The organism is Myceligenerans pegani (assembly GCF_014892515.1).
Lineage (GTDB): Bacteria > Actinomycetota > Actinomycetes > Actinomycetales > Cellulomonadaceae > Myceligenerans > Myceligenerans pegani.
Genome location: NZ_JADBGR010000077.1, coordinates 85,839 through 104,363 on the forward strand (window position 1 = coordinate 85,839; position 18,525 = coordinate 104,363).

Here is an 18,525-nt window from a genome sequence, read left to right on the forward strand (position 1 = left end):
GAGACGGTGGGCCGGGACTCACGCCCCGGGTCCCGGCCCACACCCACACCCAGACTTTTTGGCCAAACCAGTGTTCACCGCTCAAAGCACCCAGGCAGAATGATGGTGTCCCCGCAGATCAGCCACGAGAGGCAGACACCCACGTGATCGACGACGTCGTAGTGATGAGAGAGCACCCAGCCTGGACCACGGTGGGCCAAGAGAGCCGCAGAGCGCTGGCCGGGCCCGACGGCGAACGCTGGATCGCCACCGTCTCGGAACGCCGCTTGACCGTCGAGCCTCTTGGGGAAACTGCCACGGACCTGCCGGTGGGCACGTTCGCACTGCCCGCCGGAGCGGCAACCGGCGTGCCGAAACTGGCCGGGGAACTGACGGGCCTCGGGCGGGTGGTCCGCGTCGGTAACCCGGACCTCTGGGACGCGGTCGCGGTGGCGATCGTGCGGCAAGTGATCCGTGCCGACCACGCCCGCCGCCTCTACCAGGAGTTCTGTGCCGCCTACGGCGACCGTGTGGCCGAAGGACTCGCACTGTTCCCCCGGCCGGAGGCAGTGCTGGACCTGTCCGACGACGACTTCGCAAGCACGGGAATGGCGTTCAAGCGTCCCGCACTGCGCGCTGCTGCGGCTGCGTTTGGCGAACACGGGGACCGATGGCGCAAGACCGACCCGGAAGCCCTGATCAGCGACCTGCAACGCGTCCCGCGCATCGGGCCGTGGACCGCTCAGGCCGCGGTTGCCGACTGGGCCAACCGGTTCGACCTGTACCCGTGCGGAGACCTGGCCGTGCGCACCTGGGCCGCGCGCGCCGTACCGGGACACGACTGGCCCACCGACGAGCCGGGGTTCGACCGCGCATGGCGCGCGCTGGCCGGGGAACACCTGCACGAGATCACGCTGCTCACACTCGCCTGGGGAGGACACCATGCCGACGCCACCACTTGACGAAGCCGTCTCCGGGGCAGACCTGACCCGGCCGCTGGACGCGTTGTTCATCAATGCGCCCCTGCGCGACTACGGCATCCGCCCGCGAGTCAACGACTTCACACTCCCGGTCCTGGGCATGGGGTACATCGCCACCTACGCCGCACACCAAGGATTCAACGTCGGCGTGCTGGACGCCGAAGCGCTCGGCCTGCCGGTCGACAACGCGATCGGCATGGTGAACCAGCTCGCGCCCCGCTGGGCGGGGTTCAACCTCCTGGCCCCGACGTACGAGATCAGCGCGCGCATCGCGGCTGGGCTCGACCCGAGCATCGATGTCATGGTCGGGGGACATCAGGCCAAGGCGATGCCCGCCGAGACCCTGACCGACCCGCGCTTCGCTCGCTGCGAGGCACTGGTGATCGGGGAGGGCGAGACCCGGGTTGCCGAGCTGCTGGCCGACAAGCATCACCGCACCACACTGCCGGCGGTGATGTGGCTCGACCCGATCCTCAAGACGCCGGTGACCGGCGGCAGCATGGGTGTCGGCTACCACCTGTCCCCGAACGTGGACGAGCTGCCGTTCGTGGACCGCACGTTCCTGACCAACGACCCGTACCTGGCCGACGACGGACGCTGGGAGGCCAACATGGTCGGCGCGCGAGGCTGCCCGTATGACTGCTCGTTCTGCGGCGCGGCAGTCTCCGCGAACCCGGACGTCACGATCCGCACCCGCACCCCGGCCGACATCCTCGCCGAGATGGACGAACTCCACACCCGCTACGGCGTGACCGCGTTCCGGTTCGTCGACGATCTGTTCCTCGGCTACGAACGCTTCATCGTCAAGTGCATGGCCGCGTTCACCGACGCCCGGGCAGGCGACCGGTACGTGTGGGACGCCACCGGCCGGATCAACATCCTGCACCGCATGAAGGACGACAAGCTCGACCTGCTACGCGCCAACGGCCTGCGCGAAGTCGCCCTCGGGATCGAGTCCGGCAGCGAACGCCTGCTGCACTACATGGGCAAGCGCATCACCCCGGACATGACCCGCTCGGTCGTGCGACGCCTGACCGAGCGCGGCATCAGCGTCAAGGGCTACTTCATCCTCGGGTTCCCCACCGAGACGCGCGCCGAACTGGCCGAGACCGTCCGACTCGTGCACGACCTGTGGGACATCACCGACCCGCTCCCCGGCCGGTTCCGCTCCTCGGTGTTCGAATTCCGCCCCTACCCCGGCACCCCGGAATGGCAGCGCCTCATCGCCACCGGGAAGTACACCAGCGCGGAACTGCTCGACTACACGGCCGTCGACCTCACCGAGGGCGGAGTCGACGAAGCGATGCTCGGGCGCGACGAATTCAACTTCTCCGTCGGCATCCAGTTCGGCGAAGCCACCGTCGCCGAAGTCCGCCACCACCTGACCGAGCTCTCCCGCGAGCAGTACGAGCGCATCCCGGTCAGGTCCCGATGAACGCGCCGGGTTTCTTCCTCGTCATCGAGGGCCCCTCCGGCATCGGCAAGACCACCGTGACCGGTCTGGTCCACGACGAACTACAAGCCTCCGGCGCGCCGGTACTGGCCACCAAGGAACCGTCCACCTCACCGATCGGCGCCATGGCCCGCTCCGGCACCCACGACTACCGAGGGCTCGCCCTCGCGTGCCTCGTCGCCGCCGACCGCTACCACCACCTCGACCAGGAAATCGGCCCCGCCCTACGCGACGGCGCGATCGTGGTGTGCGACCGGTACGTACCTTCCTCGCTGGTCCTGCAAGCTCTCGACGGCGTCGATGCCGAGTTCGCTCGCCAGCTCAACCAGCACGCCCCGCCGCCCGACCTCACCGTCATCCTGACCGGCGCTCCCGAACGCACCAGGAAGAGGGCCCGCGATCGAGGAGCGAGCAGCCGATTCCACCGCGACGACGCAACCCGTCACGCTGCCGAGGACCGCATGTACCGCGCCCTGATCTCCGAACTCCGCAAAGGAGGCTGGGACCTGCTCCACCACGACCTCGGGGACGAACCAGCCGCCGACGTCGCACGGCTCATCCTCGACGCACTACGGTCCCGGCGCCCGGCCCGATCAGACCGATAGGGCGCGCACCAGCGAGTCGTACGTCTCAGTCGTGCGCTCCGCGTCGACACCAAGGGACACGACCCAGGCTGCAAGCTCGCGCTGCACCGCCTCGCCATCAGCGTCCTCAGCCACAAGGCGCTCCAGCTCGATGAAGGTCCCGAGGCCGTCCACCTCGTCCACACAGACCACCGCGTCCCGCGCCCGCCCGGCGCGCCGGGTCTTGGCGATCCGCACCGTAGGCACGAACCCCATCGCGCAGATCGCCGAGTGCATTTGCTCCCGATCCGTCACGACCGACTCGAACTCGTCACACGACAGCGCGTTCTCTGCCGGACGCTTCAACGTGAACGTGTGCCGCCCGTCCACCGTCCGCAGCCGCACGAACGACACCCCACCCTTCGGGTCGCCGTACGCCCAGCCGACTGGCGCGTACGCCTGATCATCCTGAAAGACCCCGCCGTCCAGATCAACGGCGCGCTCCTTCAGCGCCAACAGCAGCGACTCGGTATCCCGCACACGGAACTTGACCTCGACCTCACGCATGCCCCGAACGGTACGCCAGCAGACCTCGCAAGGACATCTGGGCGCAGCCCGGCTGTACTGCCGATAAGGGCTGGCACCACGCGTGATCGTGACACTAGCGTCTGCCTTGCCAGGCACCATGCCAGGTGCCGCGCGTCCGGGCGAGCGCGGGAAACAACGGCGGAGGTTTGGTGAACGCGTCCAGGATTCATATGACGATGACAGATCGGCACCTCAACGAAGTCGCGAGCGAGTTTGACTCCTTCATGAGCGATCATCCCGAGCACGTCGAGCTGGTAAATGAAACGCGCAGCGTGCTGTTCGATCTGTGGATTCTTGTTCCTCTCAATAGTGAGAACTTCGTCTCCGGGCACACGTTTCCACTTACGGAGGCTCACCATGAGCTTGATGCGACAATAATGTTCGCTCGGCTCGGATATTACAAGCATGCCATGGCCGCCATGAGGAATCTGCTAGAGCTGGGAATGCTATCGGTTTATTGGGACGCCGACGGCCAGAGTCATATCGACATCCAAGAATGGCTACGCTCCAATGGCCGCACGCCGAGCCAGCGAGACATAAAGCGCCGACTCGAAACAATCCCGAACGTCGCTGCCTTTACCGGTGAGCATCCTAACTATCACAAAGATGTGAGCACACTGTTCGGGAATCTGTCGAGCTACGTGCATACACGCGGCCAGAGAGGTTCGAGCCGCGCGTTCGGGGCCACGAATGTGCATTCGTTCAGGCCCCGGGCCGTTGAACTTTGGATCAGTCGACTCCGTGACTGCGCTCGTATCGTGACGACCCTGCACCTCCTGAGGTACCCAGTCGGGATGCGAGTGACTGATCTCGACGCGAAATTTGGCATCGATCCCCCGAACGGCCTACTCCACCCGGCGATGCGCGAACGCATGATTCAGTATCTTCCAGAGAGTGTGGCCACCAGCTTGCAGCGAATCAGCGACGCGGACGAAGAAGCGACGGAAGTTGCAGATTGGGTCGCCAGCCTTCCGGACCTCACCCCGGAGGAGCAGACGGCGCAGCAGGAGAAGCACGATAAAGAGTTCATACTCATGTCGGGCTTCGAGAACTGGCGCGAACTTTGGGACCGGGCGCTGACCAACACGCTTGTCGAAGAAGCCGCCGTGAAGGAGCGTCGTGATTACGTCGAACGTCTGCGGGTTTGGGCTGTCTCGGAGGATGCCCTCACACTCGATGCAGTCCTGTCAAGGAAACTCAATGATATTCGCCGTCAGAGTTCGAGGCCGTAGGCCCGGCCACTTTCGTGAATGGGTGGGCTGCTGAAGGTAGATGGGCTGGCCTGGGCGCGGCGGAGGGCACCGGCGGCGCGTTCAGCGTCACGTCGCTGGACGATCGTCGTGGGCGGGTCGCCCAGGGGCGTATCGCTCGTGATCTGGTGCTTGTCGCGGTAGGCGGCGATGGTCACGACCGCCCGAAGCCATGCAGCCTCGCCACGTCCGGTGGGGCGCGGCGGAAGGTACCACGTCCAGGGCTCACCCGTCCTGATGGCGTGTTCGGCCAGGGCGTGGGCGCGTTGCTCGATGATGGCGGCACGCTCGTCCAGCGCCTGGCGGGCGTCGTCGGGCAGGGGTCCGCGGGCGGCGGGGATGAGTCCGGCGATGAACGAGGGTCGGCGGACCATGCTGGGACGCCCGGTGGCGTAGCGGAGGCGGTAGTGCAGGACGGCCGCGACGTCGTCGGCATCGTGTAGGCCCCGGTCCGCGACCAGGCGTGGCATGAGGTCATCGACATCGTGTCCGTTTGCTTCGGAGCGGCGTAGTTCGGCGGCCAGGACGCCGAACGCGTCCGAGTTCACTACGGCGCGGGCCTCCTGCTCGGTCAGGTCGCCGTGGTCAACCAGGGCGTGGCCGACGAGGCGAGTCCAGCGGGGGCGTTGGGCGTCGGTGGCGATGGTGTCGTACTCGGCGGCGATCTGCCGGATGCTCGTCCAGCGCTCGCGCTCGTCGTGCCTGGCCTGGTGCGCGGCGGGTTCCGCGCCAGGGCGGCGCAGGACGCGGGCCAGGATGCTGGCAGGCGTCGGCTCTTCCTCGATCTCCGGGGCGCCGGGTGCGTGGGTGTGGTTCGGATCGGGCTGGTCGGTCGGGATGTAGGCGTGATTCGCCTCCCGGCCCCGGGTCAGGGCCACGTAGGCGTTCTCCCGGGACGCGGTCGGTCCGAGCAGGACACGGGCCGAATCGACGGTGATGCCCTGGGCGCGGTGAGTCGTGACCGCGTACCCGAGTTCGAGGTGCTCGGCCGCGTAGCCGGCCGGAAGCGTGACGCTCGGTGCGTGCCGGTAGCCGTGACGGCGCAGTTTCACGCTGCCGTCGCGGTGGACGGCGGTCAGGGTCCAGCGGTCGCCGTTGCGGACGTAGCGGCCGGTGGAGTCGCGCAGGTCGCGGCGGTTTCGGCGGGTGATGACGGTCTCGCCCCGCAACGCGTACGTGCCGTCGTGCAGGACGGTCTCCCGGCCGAGCCTGCCGGTCGCCGTGAGGAGGCGTTCGGCCTGGGCGCGTTCGTTGAGCGCGCGGACCTGTTCGCTGGTGTCGGCGATCAGAATGCTGGACAGCCCGGCGGCGACATCCTGCTTCCAGGCGGTGTAGGCGGCCTCCAGCATCGTGTCGGTGTCGCCGCCGTGCAGTCGCCCGTGCCGCTCGTACAGGGAGGCGACGTCGGCATCGCCCCGGCGCAGCCGCAGGGAGGCGGCCTTCTCCCAATGGTTGCGGAAGCGGTGGATGTCAACCAGCTCGGGCACGTCCGCGGTGAGGTCGTCGCGCTGCTGGACCAGGAGGGAGAAGGCACCGCCCGCGTTGACGGCTTGGAGTTGTGCCCAGTCCCCGACCAGCAACACCTTCGCCCCCACCTCGGCCGCGTGGGAGACGATCCGGTCCAGGGTGCGGGTCCCGGCCAAGGTCGCCTCATCGATGATGACCAGGTCACCCGCTTGGAACGATGCGCGGCCGTGGCGGTGCTCGTAGAGCCACTTGGCGGTGTTCTCACACCCGATCCCCAGATCACCGGCCAGGTTCTCGGCAGCGGCCGCCGACGGCGCAAGCCCGATCACCGATCCGGGCCCGTGCTCGTGGGTCCAGGCGTCCTTCAGCACGCGCATCGCTGTCGTCTTCCCGGCCCCGGCCGGGCCCACGAGAAGGTCCACACGACGCCCCGAGGTCGCCACGCTCGCCAGGGCGGCAGCCTGTCCCGCATCCAGCCGCATCGAACCGCCGTGCTTCGCGCGGCCCACGCTCGCCGTCTCGGCGCGGGTTGCCGCCGCGTGGAGCACGTCCAGGTCGATCGTGGGCGCACTGCGTGTGACGGCGTGCTTCAACAGGCGCGCCTCGGCGTCCAGGAGGTCTTGCGAGGTGTACAGGGTGGCGTGCTTGGGGCGCAGGCTGCTGGTCCCGTCCCGCCGCATCAGCGCGACGGGCGTGGAGGCCAGTTCGGGCGGCGTCAACGCGATGCACCGCGCCTCGGCTTCGGACACGATCGCGGTGACGACCTGTTCGCGCACGCCAGGGGTGATGCGCCAGGCGAGCGTCTGGCGCTCGGCCTCCGCCCACAGGTTCCACCGCCGCCACGTCGCGCGCTTGTCCGAGACCACCTCCAACACCCGGCGCGCCACCTCCACCGTCACTTCCTGCGGGACCTGCGCCGCCTCGTCCACGCGGACCGCGCCATCCGAGCCGGGCCACTCTCTGCCAATGGTCGGTGACTGGTCGAGGACGGTTCTGGTCCAGGCGGTGGCGTCTTGGCCCAGGATGCGTCCGGCGCGCTCGCGCCACTCGGCCATCAGGTCTTCCAGGGACCGCAGCCGCTTGGGCGGCCGGGTAGCCAGGGTGGCCTGGCCGCGCAGCTTCAGCATCGTCGTGCGCGACGGCTCACGGCCGTGCTGGGCGACGTAGTAGTCCCGCAGCTCGTCCTTCGCGACGTCGATGTCGCGGGAGCGGCCGGAGAACGCGCGAATCAGCTCCTCGGGCACGCCCTCGATCTCGAACCCGGCCGTGCGGTCCGCACCCCGGTTCCGCCGGTCCCAGGACACGCCCAACGCGGCGGTGAGGCGATCGGCAAGAACCGCGTTGTAATGCTCCGAGAGGGCGACGATCGAGCGGTGCAGGCCCATCGAGTCCAGCGTCCGCCACCGGCCGTCCGAACCGGTCTTCGCCCGGTTCGCGATCACCACATGCGTGTGCAGTTGCGGGTCGTTCGAGCGGGAGTCCCAGTGGTCGAACGCCGTGGCGGCCACGCCCTGCACGTCCGCGAACGAGACCGCGCCGTCCCCGGCATCCGTGCCCATCCTGGTGACGGCCACCTCTCGTTCCAGGAGGGCGACGGTCTCGACCATGGCCTTGCGGTGCGCGGCCTGGATGACCGCCCTCACCTCGGGGTCGGCCAGTGCCCACAGGATCGAGATGGACTTCGGGACGGAGAACGTCAGGTCGAACCCCGCCACGGCCGTGCGCGGGCCCTCGACCATCTCCTTGTCCACGATCGCGGCGACCGCCTCCTCCCGCTCGCCTGCGGGCAGGCGGGGGTCGAGGGCGTCGACCTGGTCGGCGATCCGGTCCCCGACGGTGCGGTAGGACGGGTAGCGGCGGCCGAGCTGCCTGCCGGTGACGGGGTCGCGGCCCTGCCCGAACAGCAACTCCATCTGCTCCCGCATGACCGGATCCCCGGCCGTGATCTGCCCGGCCCCGAACTCCTGCACTCCGGAGCCGATCCACTCCCCGGGCGGCGTGCCAGCCTGCGTGTAGTAGCGAGTCGCCGCCGAGCCACCGCCGGCCTCGACATCACCCTTGCCCCGCGCGCCAAAGCCACGGCCGCCGCCGGGCCCTGTGCCGAAGAGACCGCCGCCCGCCGGGGCGAGGCGGTCGGCGTCGCCCTGGGCCACCGAGCGCAGCAGGTACTTGTAGCCGTCGCCCGCGCCCATCTTCCGAATCGAGACCGTCACCACGCACCCCCGATCCGGCAGGCCGGAACCGGCCACCGGTCCAGGGCGTGACGCCCGGCCCGTCGACCGGCCGCCGCACGCTCGCCACGCAGCCGCGCCGATCCGGCCCGGACAGTCTGGGGGACGTCGCGGGGGACGTCGGCCGCGATCGGGCAATGCGTTTCTGTTGCAAATGGCATCAGCGTTCTCCAACGATGCGTTTCCACTACTGCCAGACGTGTGTCTGGTGGGGATGGGAGGGGATTTTGGGTATGTGGGGATGGATGGGATGGGTGGGTTGGTGGGGTTGGGGTGGTGTGATGGTGGGTGGGATTGGTGGGGTGGGGATGGGTGAGGTGGTGGGTGTGGGGGTGGGTGGTGTGGTTGGGGAGGGATGGCTGGGTGGAGGCGGTGGGAACTGGTGGAAGGGGCTGGGCCGTGAAGCCGGGGCGGTTCGCGGCGCAGTGAGAGGACCGGTGCTTCATGGCCCGTCCATCCCGGCCGCGCCTTCGCGCGCCCTGTGCTCGGTCGCGCGCGGCCGAGCGGCAGCAGCAGGCGACAGCGTCGCCGGTCCACGGTCCGCTTCGCGCGCACGGAGCGCTCGCTCTGCCACGCGGGCTTTGCGGGCGCGGTCGTGGCGGTCCATCAGGCGCGACCAGGACGCGTTCAGCAGCCGGAAGGCGCGGGCCTGCACCCGCGCCTCTTCCAGGGCGCCAGGCAGAGACCAGGCAGCCCTCCGCGCGGCCATGGCCGCCGCCTCCCACAGCACCTCGTGCGCCGAGACCCTGGACGTGCGGGTCAAGCGCACAAAGCGCAGGTGATCGGCCGCCTCCCGACGGGCCCGGCCCTCGATTCGCGAGTTCTCGGTCGTGGACATGCCTACCTCCTGCGGGATGTCGTGGCTCATGGCTCGCTCACGCCCATCACGGAGAACAGCGTCGGCTGCTCGACCTGCGCCACCGCCCGGCGTCCGACCGGTCGGCGACGCCCGCGACCACCACGGCGGGACGCGCGACCCGATAGCGGCGTGGCGGCGTCGGTGGGTCGTGCGAGACCTGCGCGCCCGGCAGGCTGAGTGGTTCCCGTAGGGCCGCTGGTCGATGCGGCCTCGGCGGGACCCGTGTCGGGTGCGGTCTCCGTGGCCTCTGCGAGACCTGCGGCGCCTGCCGGGCCGTACTCGCGGTAGCGCCCGATGCCGCCCGGAGCCGCCAGTAGGTCTTCTGCGCCCGGCCGAACCCGACCCGGATCGAGTCGGCCACCTTTGGCCGGGCGTTCTTCAGCGTCGAGGCCGGGAACCCCAGGGCGCACCCGGCCTCGATCGCCTCGGCGGCGACCACCTCCCCGCCGCGCACGGACAGGTAGCCGACGATCCACTCCTTCGCGCCACACGGACGCGAGGACGACGACACCGACGGAGAGGCATGGTCGGTGTCGGTGTCGTTGGCGGGAACGGCAACGGGGCCCGGACACCGAAGTGTCCGAGCCCCGTTCGCCGGGCGCGTCTGGCGCGGTTTACGCGTCCGGTCGCTTGTCACCTGCCGCCTCCTGGTCGGCCAGCCATGCGCGCGCCTTCGACTCGCGGTAGACCACCCGCCGCCGTCCCAGCCGGAAGCACTCCGGGCCGGTGCCGATGTGGCGCCACCAGCGCAACGTGTTCTCCGGCACGCACAACAGCTCGGCCGCCTCCCGCGTGCTCAACAGCCTGTCTCGGTTCCGCTCCTGCATGACCAACCTCCTCAGTTGGGCCTCACTAGAATATCTAGTAAACCATGGATTCCAGTAGCGGTAAACTGGGATTGACGGTAGCGTTGGTGCCGTGGCAGACGAACGAGACACACACATCGGCAAGAACCTCGCCGCCCACCGCGGCGTCCGCAGCCAGACCGAGCTAGCCCGCGCCATGCGCAACCGCGGCTGGAAATGGTCCCAGTCCACCGTCTGGGCCATCGAGAAAGGAGACCGTCCCATCAAACTCGCCGAAGCCGTCGACCTCGCCGACGAACTCCACGTCCGCATCGCCGACCTGACCCGAGAACCGGAGCTTGCCGACGCGGACCGCCAGGTCGTCTACCACGTCCGCCGGATCGAAGTCCTCACCGACCGCGTCAGCCAAGCCCTGTTCGACCTCGAACGCGAACGCCAGGACCTCGAAGATGCCCTCGACCACGCCAGCACGATCCCCGGCTGGGACCACGTGGCCAACACCGCCGCGATCGGCACCGCCCTCCACCGCGACTTCCACGTCCTGATCAACATCGCCCAGGCACGAGCTACGTCAGAACGCGCCAACCCACGCCATGCGGACGAGCCCACGACCGTGCCGAATCCGACCAGTGGCTACACCGGCTTCTCCCCCGACCAATGGCGAGCAGAACGCGACATCCCCACCCCGGAACCCGCCGTCGAACACCAACCGAACAACCAGGAAGGAAGCCCGCATGGCATCGATCAAGAAGCGCCCTAACGGCAAGTACCGCGCCCGCTACCGCGATGAGGCCAAGAAAGAGCACTCACGGCACTTCGACCGCAAGGCCGACGCGCAGCGCTGGCTCGACGAGGTCACTGCGACGATCGTCACGGGCATCTACGCTGATCCGCGCGCTGGCCGCATCACCTTCAAGACCTACTTCGACCAATGGTCGGAGCGCCAGGTCTGGGTAGGCGGAACGGATCGCGCGATGCAGCTCGCCGTTTCCTCGACAACGTTCACCGACCATCCCATGAAGTCGATCCAGCGATCGCACATCGAGGGATGGATCAAGCGGATGACCCGGAACGGCCTCGCTCCGGGGACGGTCAAGACCCGCTACAACAACGTCCGGAGCGTGTTCCGCGCTGCTACGCGGGACAGGGTCATCGGGGTCGACCCGACCGTGGGAGTGACGCTCCCCCGCCAGCGCCGCAGTGAGCACGCGTTGCAGATCCCCACCGCTGAGCAGGTCGGGAAACTGATTGGCGCTGCCGACGAGGAATTCGCGCCGTTCATCGCGCTCTGTGCGTTCGCGGGACTCCGACTCGGGGAGGCAGCGGGGACCAAGTCCGGTGACATCGAGTTCCTCGGCCGGGTCCTGCATGTGCGCCGGCAGATCCAGCGCGAGAACGGCGGCAAGATCGAGATCCGTCTCCCCAAGTACGGGTCAGAGCGCGACATCGCCATCCCGGACGAGCTGACCGCGCTCATCTCCGCTCACATCAAGCAGTTCGGCACGCACGGTGACGACTGGCTGTTCGTCGGTGCAGGTGAGGACCCACCGCACCAGAACACCGTGGGATACCGGTGGCGGAAGGCAGTCAAGAAGTCCGGAGTCACGGGCTTCACCCTCCACGACCTCCGGCACTTCTACGCCTCCGGCCTGATCGCGGAGAACTGTGACGTGGTGACCGTGCAGCGCGCCCTCGGGCATGCCTCCGCCAAGACGACCCTTGAGACGTACGCGCACCTGTGGCCGAACGCGAACGACCGCACCCGGAACGCCGCGCGTTCGCTCATGCGGTCCGCGCTGTCCACCGCCGACACACGGCTCCAAGCTCAGTGAGCCCTTGCGCGGCCACCCTCCGCAGGACCACAACCGCGAATCTTGCGGACTCCCTGCGGACCGGCACTGGCTAAACCGCACCTGACCTGCGGCGCGATCCCGATATCAGACGTTGAAGCGGAACTCCACCACGTCGCCGTCGGCCATCACGTAGTCCTTGCCCTCGATGCGGGCCTTGCCCGCAGCCTTGGCCGCCTGGACCGAGCCGGCCTCCAGCAGGTCCTCGTACGAGATGACCTCCGCCTTGATGAAGCCCTTCTCGAAGTCGGTGTGGATGACGCCCGCGGCCTGGGGAGCGGTGGCGCCCTTCTTGATGGTCCAGGCGCGCGACTCCTTGGGCCCGGCCGTGAGATAGGTCTGGAGGCCGAGCGTGTCGAACCCGACGCGCGCGAGCTGGTCGAGGCCCGACTCCGTCTGTCCTGTCTCGGCCAGCATCTCGGCGGCCTCCTCCGGCTCGAGCTCGGTCAGCTCCGCCTCGAACTTGGCGTCCAGGAAGATCGCCTGGGCGGGCGCGACCAGCTTGCGCAGCGCCTCCTGCGAGTCCTCGTCCGCGAGGCCCGCGTCGTCGGTGTTGAACACGTAGATGAACGGCTTGGCCGTCATCAGGTGCAGCGGCGCGATCTCGTCCAGGTCGAGGCCGGCGTCCGCGGCGCCCTGGTAGAGGGTGGTGCCGGCCTCGAGGATCTCCTGGGCCTTCTTGGCGGCCTCGAGCAGGACGGGGTCGCCCTTCTTGATCTTGACCTCCTTCTCCATCCTCGGGAGCGCCTTCTCGAGGGTCTGGAGGTCGGCCAGGATGAGCTCGGTGGAGACGGTCTCGATGTCGCCGAGAGGATCGACGGATCCCTCCACGCGCACGACGTCGGTGTCGTCGAACGCACGCGTCACCTGGCAGATCGCGTCGGCCTCGCGGATGTTCGCGAGGAACGCGTTGCCCATGCCCTCACCCTCGGACGCGCCCTTGACGATGCCCGCGATGTCGACGAACGACACGGTGGCCGGCAGCTCACGCTCGCTCCCGAAGATCTCGGCGAGCTTGCCGAGGCGCGCGTCCGGCAGCGGGACCACGCCGATATTGGGTTCGATCGTGGCGAAGGGGTAGTTCGCCGCGACGACCTGGTTGCGGGTCAGCGCGTTGAAGAGGGTGGACTTGCCGACGTTCGGCAGCCCGACGATTCCGATAGTGAGAGCCACGTCGGCCGATTCTACGTGCTGTCCCGCGCCTCAGCGCAGGCCGTCGTCGTCGCCCGGCGCCTCGTCGCGCGCCCGCCCGTCGATCACGTCGAGGTCGCGGACGGCGAACGAGTGGTGTTCCCACTCCTCGCTGAGAACCACCGACAGACACCCGCCGACCGTGAACGGCTCCGAAGGGTCCATCCATGGTGGCGGTTCGGCGGGCTCGGCCGCCCGTTCCGGGGTGAGGTCGGCGAGGAAGTCGCCGACCTCGCGCGTACGGGCTCGCCGCACGGCCAGAGCGTCCTCGTACGACGGCGCCGCGGCAGGGTCGATACCGAGTTCCACCGACCGCGGGGCGTACTGCGTGTGCGCGACGCCGGCGGGCCAGAAGACGTCGTCGTCCCGGCGGGCCTGTGCACCCCAGCGCAGCCAGCCGTCCGCACAGAAGACGAGGTGTCGCAGGGTCTGGACGAACGTGTACTCGTCGTCGACGGAGACCTCGACCGTCTCCGGCGGCATGCCCGCCACCCGCTCGTAGGTCTGCTCCCACATCGCCGCGTATGCCGCATGTGCCGCCCGCAGCCCAGGAACGGAGCGGTCTCGGAGCAACGCCCGCTCCGGATGCCGCCGGTCCAGCTCCGCCTCGACCAGCGGCGCGATCTCCACGCCGTTGACCCGGAGGCCGTAGATCGCGCCGTCGATGTCCGCGCCCTCGAGGATCACCCCGCGCATGCGGACCCCGCTCAGGTCGGTCTCGCGGAACTCCTCGCCGCGCAGGTCGGCGAGGTAGAACCGGGACCGCGGTGAACCCGGGGACGGCGCCTTGCCGTCCCCCGGCGCCGCTCCCGCTGTCATCCCTGTCTCCATGCGGCCGACACTACGCCGACCCTCTGACATCGCCGCCAGAGGGAGGCGAGAGCAACCCGGTGCCGACGACGGGGTCCGTCACGGGAACGACTGCACCTGCTGGAGCAGCTCCGGCGCCCGGCGGTCGAAGGTGCGCGCGCCCATGCGGATGCCGAGCACCAGGAGGAGCGCGCCCTCCACCAGGCCGACCACCAGCGTCACCCAGCCGACCAGGAGGCTTCCGGACGCGAACGCCCAGATGCCGAGCACGACCAGCGGAAGCGCCAGCAGCACCGTGATGAGCATCGCCAGGGTCTGCGCGAGCATCGTCGCCATCGCCGCACCCTGCGGCGACTTGAGCGGGCTCTCCCCTGGCTTCGGGACCGGGTACACGAGCGCCGCGGACGCCACGCTGGACACGCCGAGCGCGAGCCCGAGGGTCCCCAGACAGATGCCCAGCAACGGCGCCGCCAGGTCCCAGCGGCCGGACAGCGCGAGCGTCAGAACGGCGACGAGCACGACCACCGCGGTGCCGAAGACCAGGACGGGCAGCGCACGTCCCCATCGGTCGGCGCGTCCCGACGTGCCGGTCGCGACGTGCAGAGCGAAGGCCGTGTAGTCGTAGCCGACGTCGTTCGACACGCCGAACGCGAGTACCCACGCGACGACGGGACCCGCCAGCAACAGCACGTCGAGGTTCCCCGAGGAACGCGCCGGCAGCCACAGGATCACCGGCATGAGGAAGATGATGCTGATGCCCGCCGCGTAGCGCGGGTCCCGGATCCAGTAGGTGGTGCAGCGCGCGGCGACGGCACCGACCGGCGTGGCGGGAAACCGGCCGAACCAGCCCAGCCCCTTGCTCCTGGCTCCCCTGCCTCCCCCGACCGGCGGGGTGACCAGGGCCTTGGCCAGTGAGCGGGACCAGATCAGCCAGAGCACCGCGATGGTCCCGACGGCGATGGCGAACCGAGACGCGGCGGCTCCCCAGGCGCCGTCGTGCACCGCGGCGGCCAGTGACCACGGCGCACCGAACGGCGTCCACGCCACCAGTTCGCCGAACCGGGCCACCACGGCCGCGAGCAGCGAACCGTCCGTGCTGACGGTGACGCCATCGTCGGTCGTCTCCCTGGACACAGCCCCGATCTCCTCGCTCGCCCAGCCGATCGCCGGGCCGATCAGGACCAGAGGAATGATCGCGACCACCGCCACGACCTCGCGGTACCGGCGTGACTCCAGCAGCGGGGCGAGCACGGTCGTGACCGCCCGCGACCCGACGACGCACGACGCCAGTCCGAGGATCGCCCCGAGCAGGGCGACGGGGACGAGCCACGGTTCGCGCCACCACGCGAACGCGGAACCGCCCGCCGCGAGCGCCGTGGCCAGGCCGGGCACGGAGACGACGCCCGCGACGGCGAGTCCGGCGACGAGGGTGCGGTGGGGAATCGCGAACGTGGTGAACCGCTGGGGGTCGAGGGTCTGGTCGACGCCGAACACGAAGACGGGGACGACCCACCAGCACACGACGGCAACCGCTCCGGCGAGCGTGATCACGTGGCCGGTGACGGTGGGGTTCATGCCGCCACCCACGATCGCGCCGATCACGAGCGATCCCACGACGAAGAGCGCGTAGAGCAGTGCGAAGCACAGGCCGACGGTCTGCCAGACGCTGCGCCGGAGGGTGTTACCGAGCAGGGTGAGCTTGAGCCTCAGGAAGTGCGCAACCATTCGAGCCCCTCCGCTCGGGTGCGGCCTCCGACGAGGTCGACGAAGCGGTCCTCGAGCGTCTGGTCGCCGCGGACCTCGTCGACGGTTCCCGCGGCGAGCACCTGTCCGGCGCCGACGATGGCGACGTGGTCGCACATGCGCTGCACGAGGTCCATGACGTGGCTGGAAACGACGACGGTGCCGCCTCCGGCGACGTAGTCGGCGAGGATGTCGCGGATGTTCGCGGCGCTGACGGGGTCGACGGCCTCGAACGGCTCGTCGAGCACGAGGGTTCGCGGGGCGTGGATCATGGCGCTGGCCAGTGCGATCTTCTTGGTCATGCCGGCGCTGTAGTCGACGACGTACGTGTGGGCGTCGGCGGCGAGGTCCATCGCCACGAGCAGGCTGTGGGCACGTTCCGCCACCGTGTCGCGGTCCATGCCGCGCAGGAGGCCGGCGTAGGTGACGAGTTGGAGGCCGGTGAGGCGGTCGAACAGGCGCACGCCGTCGGGCAGGATCCCGAGCGTGGCCTTGGCCGCGTCGGGATGCGCCCACAGGTCGGTGCCGCGCACGTGCACTGTTCCGCCGTCGGGCCGGAGCAGGCCGGTGGCCATGGAGAGCGTGGTGGTCTTTCCGGCTCCGTTGGGGCCCACCAGTCCGTAGAAGGATCCGACGGGCACGTCGAGGTCCAGGGCGCGCACCGCGACCTTGTCGCCGAACCGCTTCCACAGGCCGCGCAGGCTGAGTGCGGCGCCGAGGTCGGGCGGGGTCGCGTGCGGCGCGGGTGCCATGGTGTCCGACGGCGTGGCGGGCGCGGGTGCCGCGGGGGTGCCGCCTTCGGGGCCGGTCTGATGGGTCATGCCGCCAACCTAGACGCAGAGTCCGACACGGGGCATCCTCCGCCGGGATGACCTTGTTCCGACGCGAGATCGAACCTGGTGGGCGGGTCGACGTGGTCGTGTCGGTCAGTCGTGGCAGCCTTGACGGCATGGACATCGGTGCGATCCTCCTGGCGCTCGTGACTCTCGCCGTCGGCGTGGTCGTCGGCAGGCTGTGGCATGCCGCGCGGACCTCCACGGTGGTGCGCGATGCCGAGCTGGAGTCCGCCCGCCTGAACGCTCTCGCCGAGGCGGCCGAGCGGGAGGCGGTCATGGTCCGCGAGCGTGCCGAGGCCGACATCCAGGCGGCACGGGACCGCGCCGCCGAGCAGGTCGCCGCCGCGCGCGTGGCGCAGGAGCGCGCCGCCGAGCAGTTCAAGCTGCTGGCGGGCGAGGCGTTGGAGGCGAACACCCAGCGGTTCCTCACGCTGGCGGAGCAGAAGCTGAGCACGGCCACCGTGCGAAACGAGGCGGAGCTCGCCAAGCGGGAGGAGGCGGTCAAGAACCTGGTCGATCCGCTGTCCAAGGTGATGGACAAGGTGCGTGCCCAGGTCGAGGAGGCCGAGAAGGCGCGTGCCCTGGGGCACGGGCAGCTGACCGAGCAGCTGCGTCAGGTCGCCGAGGAGTCCGCGAAGCTGCGGAGCGGGACGAGCGACCTGGTGGCCGCGCTCCGCACGTCGGAGGTCCGTGGGGCGTGGGGCGAGCTGCAGCTCCGCCGCACGGTCGAGGCCGCCGGCATGCTCAACCGGGTCGACTTCACGGAGCAGGACGAGTTCACCTCGGACACCGGCGTGCTGCGGCCGGACATGGTGATCCACCTGGCCGGGGCCAAGAACGTCGTGGTCGACTCGAAGGTCGCGTTCATCCGCTACCTCGAGGCGCAGCAGACCGACGACGTGCACCGCCGGGAGCAGCTCCTGGAGGCGCACGTGAAGCACATGCGCAAGCACGTCGACGAGCTGGCGGGCAAGAAGTACTGGGCGCAGTTCGACTCGGCGCCGGAGTTCGTGGTCATGTTCGTCCCGGCCGAGGCATTCCTCTCGGCCGCGGTCGAGCAGCAGCCCGATCTGCTGGAGTACGCCGCGCGGAAGAACGTCATCCTCGCCACGCCGATGACCCTGGTCGCCCTGCTGCGCACCGTCGCCTTCGCGTGGCGGCAGGAGGCCCTTGCCGAGAACGCGGCGCAGGTGCACCAGGTCGGCAAGGAGCTGCACTCGCGGCTCGTCACGATGACGAGCCACATCACGAAGATGGGCCGGTCGCTGGAGAGCTCGACCAAGGACTACAACAAGCTCATCGGGTCGCTGGAGCGCAACGTGCTCAGCTCCGCGCGCAAGATGGTGGCGCTCGAGGTGGTCGACCCCAAGGACGCGATCGCGGAGCCACGCGAGATCGAGGAGTTCCCGCGCCCGATCACGAAGTCGGAGCTCCTCGTCGCCGACGAGGGCGGGGTCGTGGCGATCGAGTCGGCGCGCGACACCGCGGACCGGGATGGGGCGACACAGGACGGCGCCGGGCAGAACGGCACCGGGAAGCAGGCCGGCACGAAGACCGCGCGTTCCCCCGGCGCCGAGACGATCGACACGGTCGTCGTCCAGCAGGTGGAGGTCACCGAGCTCGCGGCCAGCGACCAGCGCGCCCTGGCCGAGGCGGAGAGGACGAACCGGTCGCAGGCAGCCGGTAGCTGAAGGTGCAGTCCACGCCCGCAGCCCAGGCCGGAGCGCCCGGAACCGTCGACAGGGACCGCTCGAAGCCACTCCGCGTCCTCGGCCTGCTCGCTATTTCCCCCTGCTCGGGGACGTGGCGCCCGGCCCGAAGTACCTCCACAACGCCGTCATGCTGGCGATCGTGCTCCTGGCCGGGTGGGTGGCACTACGGCCTCGCCGGACCTGAGCGGGTAGGCGGACGGCAACATC

The 18,525-nt window shown here is 69.4% G+C and carries 15 protein-coding genes; 7 read left to right on the top strand and 8 right to left on the bottom strand.

Annotated features, from left to right (window positions below; all coding sequences use genetic code 11):
* Positions 1-164 precede the first annotated feature (164 nt).
* Genes IIE03_RS10375 through tmk form a run of 3 tightly spaced genes read left to right on the top strand, consistent with a single transcriptional unit; the run spans position 165 to position 3,017 of the window.
* Positions 165-941, top strand: coding sequence for a DNA glycosylase family protein (locus IIE03_RS10375; protein ID WP_225997558.1), 777 nt, complete (start codon positions 165-167; stop codon positions 939-941).
* On the top strand, positions 922-2,394 hold the full coding sequence (locus tag IIE03_RS10380; protein WP_192862675.1) for a B12-binding domain-containing radical SAM protein: 1,473 nt from the start codon (positions 922-924) through the stop codon (positions 2,392-2,394). Before IIE03_RS10375 ends, IIE03_RS10380 begins: the two co-directional genes overlap by 20 nt.
* Positions 2,391-3,017 (top strand): dTMP kinase, encoded by a 627-nt coding sequence (tmk, locus tag IIE03_RS10385; protein WP_192862676.1) that lies wholly within the window; start codon positions 2,391-2,393, stop codon positions 3,015-3,017. The genes IIE03_RS10380 and tmk overlap by 4 nt, the downstream gene beginning before the upstream one ends.
* Here the strand turns inward: tmk and IIE03_RS10390 are convergent.
* Entirely contained in the window at positions 3,006-3,542 is a 537-nt protein-coding gene (locus tag IIE03_RS10390) for a class IV adenylate cyclase (protein ID WP_192862677.1), read from the bottom strand. The genes tmk and IIE03_RS10390 overlap by 12 nt on opposite strands.
* Before the next feature lie 191 nt (positions 3,543-3,733).
* Here IIE03_RS10390 and IIE03_RS10395 point away from each other — a divergent pair, with 191 nt between their 5' ends.
* Positions 3,734-4,795 (top strand): hypothetical protein, encoded by a 1,062-nt coding sequence (locus tag IIE03_RS10395; RefSeq protein ID WP_192862678.1) that lies wholly within the window; start codon positions 3,734-3,736, stop codon positions 4,793-4,795.
* Here IIE03_RS10395 and mobF read toward each other — a convergent pair.
* From mobF to IIE03_RS10410, 3 genes are all read right to left on the bottom strand, one after another.
* The gene (gene mobF / locus IIE03_RS10400; protein ID WP_192862679.1) at positions 4,777-8,493 is read right to left on the bottom strand and encodes a MobF family relaxase; all 3,717 of its coding nucleotides are present in this window, start codon (positions 8,491-8,493) and stop codon (positions 4,777-4,779) included. The two genes, IIE03_RS10395 and mobF, sit on opposite strands and share 19 nt — an antisense overlap.
* Positions 8,494-8,953: 460 nt before the next feature.
* Positions 8,954-9,349 carry a hypothetical protein gene (locus IIE03_RS10405; RefSeq protein WP_192862680.1) on the bottom strand — a complete coding sequence of 132 codons (396 nt, stop codon included), beginning with the start codon at positions 9,347-9,349 and terminating at the stop codon, positions 8,954-8,956.
* A gap of 635 nt (positions 9,350-9,984) precedes the next feature.
* Positions 9,985-10,197 carry a helix-turn-helix transcriptional regulator gene (locus IIE03_RS10410; protein ID WP_192862681.1) on the bottom strand — a complete coding sequence of 71 codons (213 nt, stop codon included), beginning with the start codon at positions 10,195-10,197 and terminating at the stop codon, positions 9,985-9,987.
* Positions 10,198-10,288: 91 nt separating this feature from the next.
* Between IIE03_RS10410 and IIE03_RS10415 the strand changes: the two genes are divergently transcribed.
* Together IIE03_RS10415 and IIE03_RS10420 are read left to right on the top strand one after the other, a co-directional pair.
* Positions 10,289-10,936 carry a helix-turn-helix domain-containing protein gene (locus tag IIE03_RS10415; protein WP_192862682.1) on the top strand — a complete coding sequence of 216 codons (648 nt, stop codon included), beginning with the start codon at positions 10,289-10,291 and terminating at the stop codon, positions 10,934-10,936.
* Positions 10,911-12,008 (top strand): tyrosine-type recombinase/integrase, encoded by a 1,098-nt coding sequence (locus IIE03_RS10420; RefSeq protein WP_192862683.1) that lies wholly within the window; start codon positions 10,911-10,913, stop codon positions 12,006-12,008. Before IIE03_RS10415 ends, IIE03_RS10420 begins: the two co-directional genes overlap by 26 nt.
* 105 nt (positions 12,009-12,113) lie before the next feature.
* Here the strand turns inward: IIE03_RS10420 and ychF are convergent, their stop codons facing one another.
* The 4 genes from ychF to IIE03_RS10440 form a co-directional block, all read right to left on the bottom strand.
* Positions 12,114-13,199: a redox-regulated ATPase YchF gene (gene ychF / locus IIE03_RS10425; RefSeq protein ID WP_192862684.1), complete on the bottom strand. Its 1,086-nt coding sequence runs from the start codon at positions 13,197-13,199 to the stop codon at positions 12,114-12,116.
* A 30-nt stretch (positions 13,200-13,229) separates the two neighbouring features.
* Entirely contained in the window at positions 13,230-14,048 is an 819-nt protein-coding gene (locus IIE03_RS10430; RefSeq protein WP_225997559.1) for a DinB family protein, read from the bottom strand.
* Positions 14,049-14,126: 78 nt separating this feature from the next.
* Positions 14,127-15,752, bottom strand: coding sequence for a hypothetical protein (locus IIE03_RS10435; protein WP_192862685.1), 1,626 nt, complete (start codon positions 15,750-15,752; stop codon positions 14,127-14,129).
* The gene (locus IIE03_RS10440) at positions 15,734-16,591 is read right to left on the bottom strand and encodes an ABC transporter ATP-binding protein (RefSeq protein ID WP_192862686.1); all 858 of its coding nucleotides are present in this window, start codon (positions 16,589-16,591) and stop codon (positions 15,734-15,736) included. Before IIE03_RS10440 ends, IIE03_RS10435 begins: the two co-directional genes overlap by 19 nt.
* Before the next feature lie 47 nt (positions 16,592-16,638).
* On the opposite strand from IIE03_RS10440, the gene IIE03_RS10445 reads away from it, so the two are divergent.
* On the top strand, positions 16,639-18,297 hold the full coding sequence (locus IIE03_RS10445) for a DNA recombination protein RmuC (protein WP_225997560.1): 1,659 nt from the start codon (positions 16,639-16,641) through the stop codon (positions 18,295-18,297).
* Positions 18,298-18,525: the final 228 nt, after the last annotated feature.

Coding starts and splice junctions, on each gene's coding strand:
- IIE03_RS10375 (WP_225997558.1), top strand. CDS start 165: ATGAGAGAGCACCCAGCCTGGACCACGGTGGGCCAAGAGAGCCGCAGA.
- IIE03_RS10380 (WP_192862675.1), top strand. CDS start 922: ATGCCGACGCCACCACTTGACGAAGCCGTCTCCGGGGCAGACCTGACC.
- tmk (WP_192862676.1), top strand. CDS start 2,391: ATGAACGCGCCGGGTTTCTTCCTCGTCATCGAGGGCCCCTCCGGCATC.
- IIE03_RS10390 (WP_192862677.1), bottom strand. CDS start 3,542: ATGCGTGAGGTCGAGGTCAAGTTCCGTGTGCGGGATACCGAGTCGCTG.
- IIE03_RS10395 (WP_192862678.1), top strand. CDS start 3,734: ATGACGATGACAGATCGGCACCTCAACGAAGTCGCGAGCGAGTTTGAC.
- IIE03_RS10405 (WP_192862680.1), bottom strand. CDS start 9,349: ATGTCCACGACCGAGAACTCGCGAATCGAGGGCCGGGCCCGTCGGGAG.
- IIE03_RS10410 (WP_192862681.1), bottom strand. CDS start 10,197: ATGCAGGAGCGGAACCGAGACAGGCTGTTGAGCACGCGGGAGGCGGCC.
- IIE03_RS10420 (WP_192862683.1), top strand. CDS start 10,911: ATGGCATCGATCAAGAAGCGCCCTAACGGCAAGTACCGCGCCCGCTAC.
- IIE03_RS10430 (WP_225997559.1), bottom strand. CDS start 14,048: ATGGAGACAGGGATGACAGCGGGAGCGGCGCCGGGGGACGGCAAGGCG.
- IIE03_RS10435 (WP_192862685.1), bottom strand. CDS start 15,752: ATGGTTGCGCACTTCCTGAGGCTCAAGCTCACCCTGCTCGGTAACACC.
- IIE03_RS10440 (WP_192862686.1), bottom strand. CDS start 16,591: ATGACCCATCAGACCGGCCCCGAAGGCGGCACCCCCGCGGCACCCGCG.
- IIE03_RS10445 (WP_225997560.1), top strand. CDS start 16,639: ATGACCTTGTTCCGACGCGAGATCGAACCTGGTGGGCGGGTCGACGTG.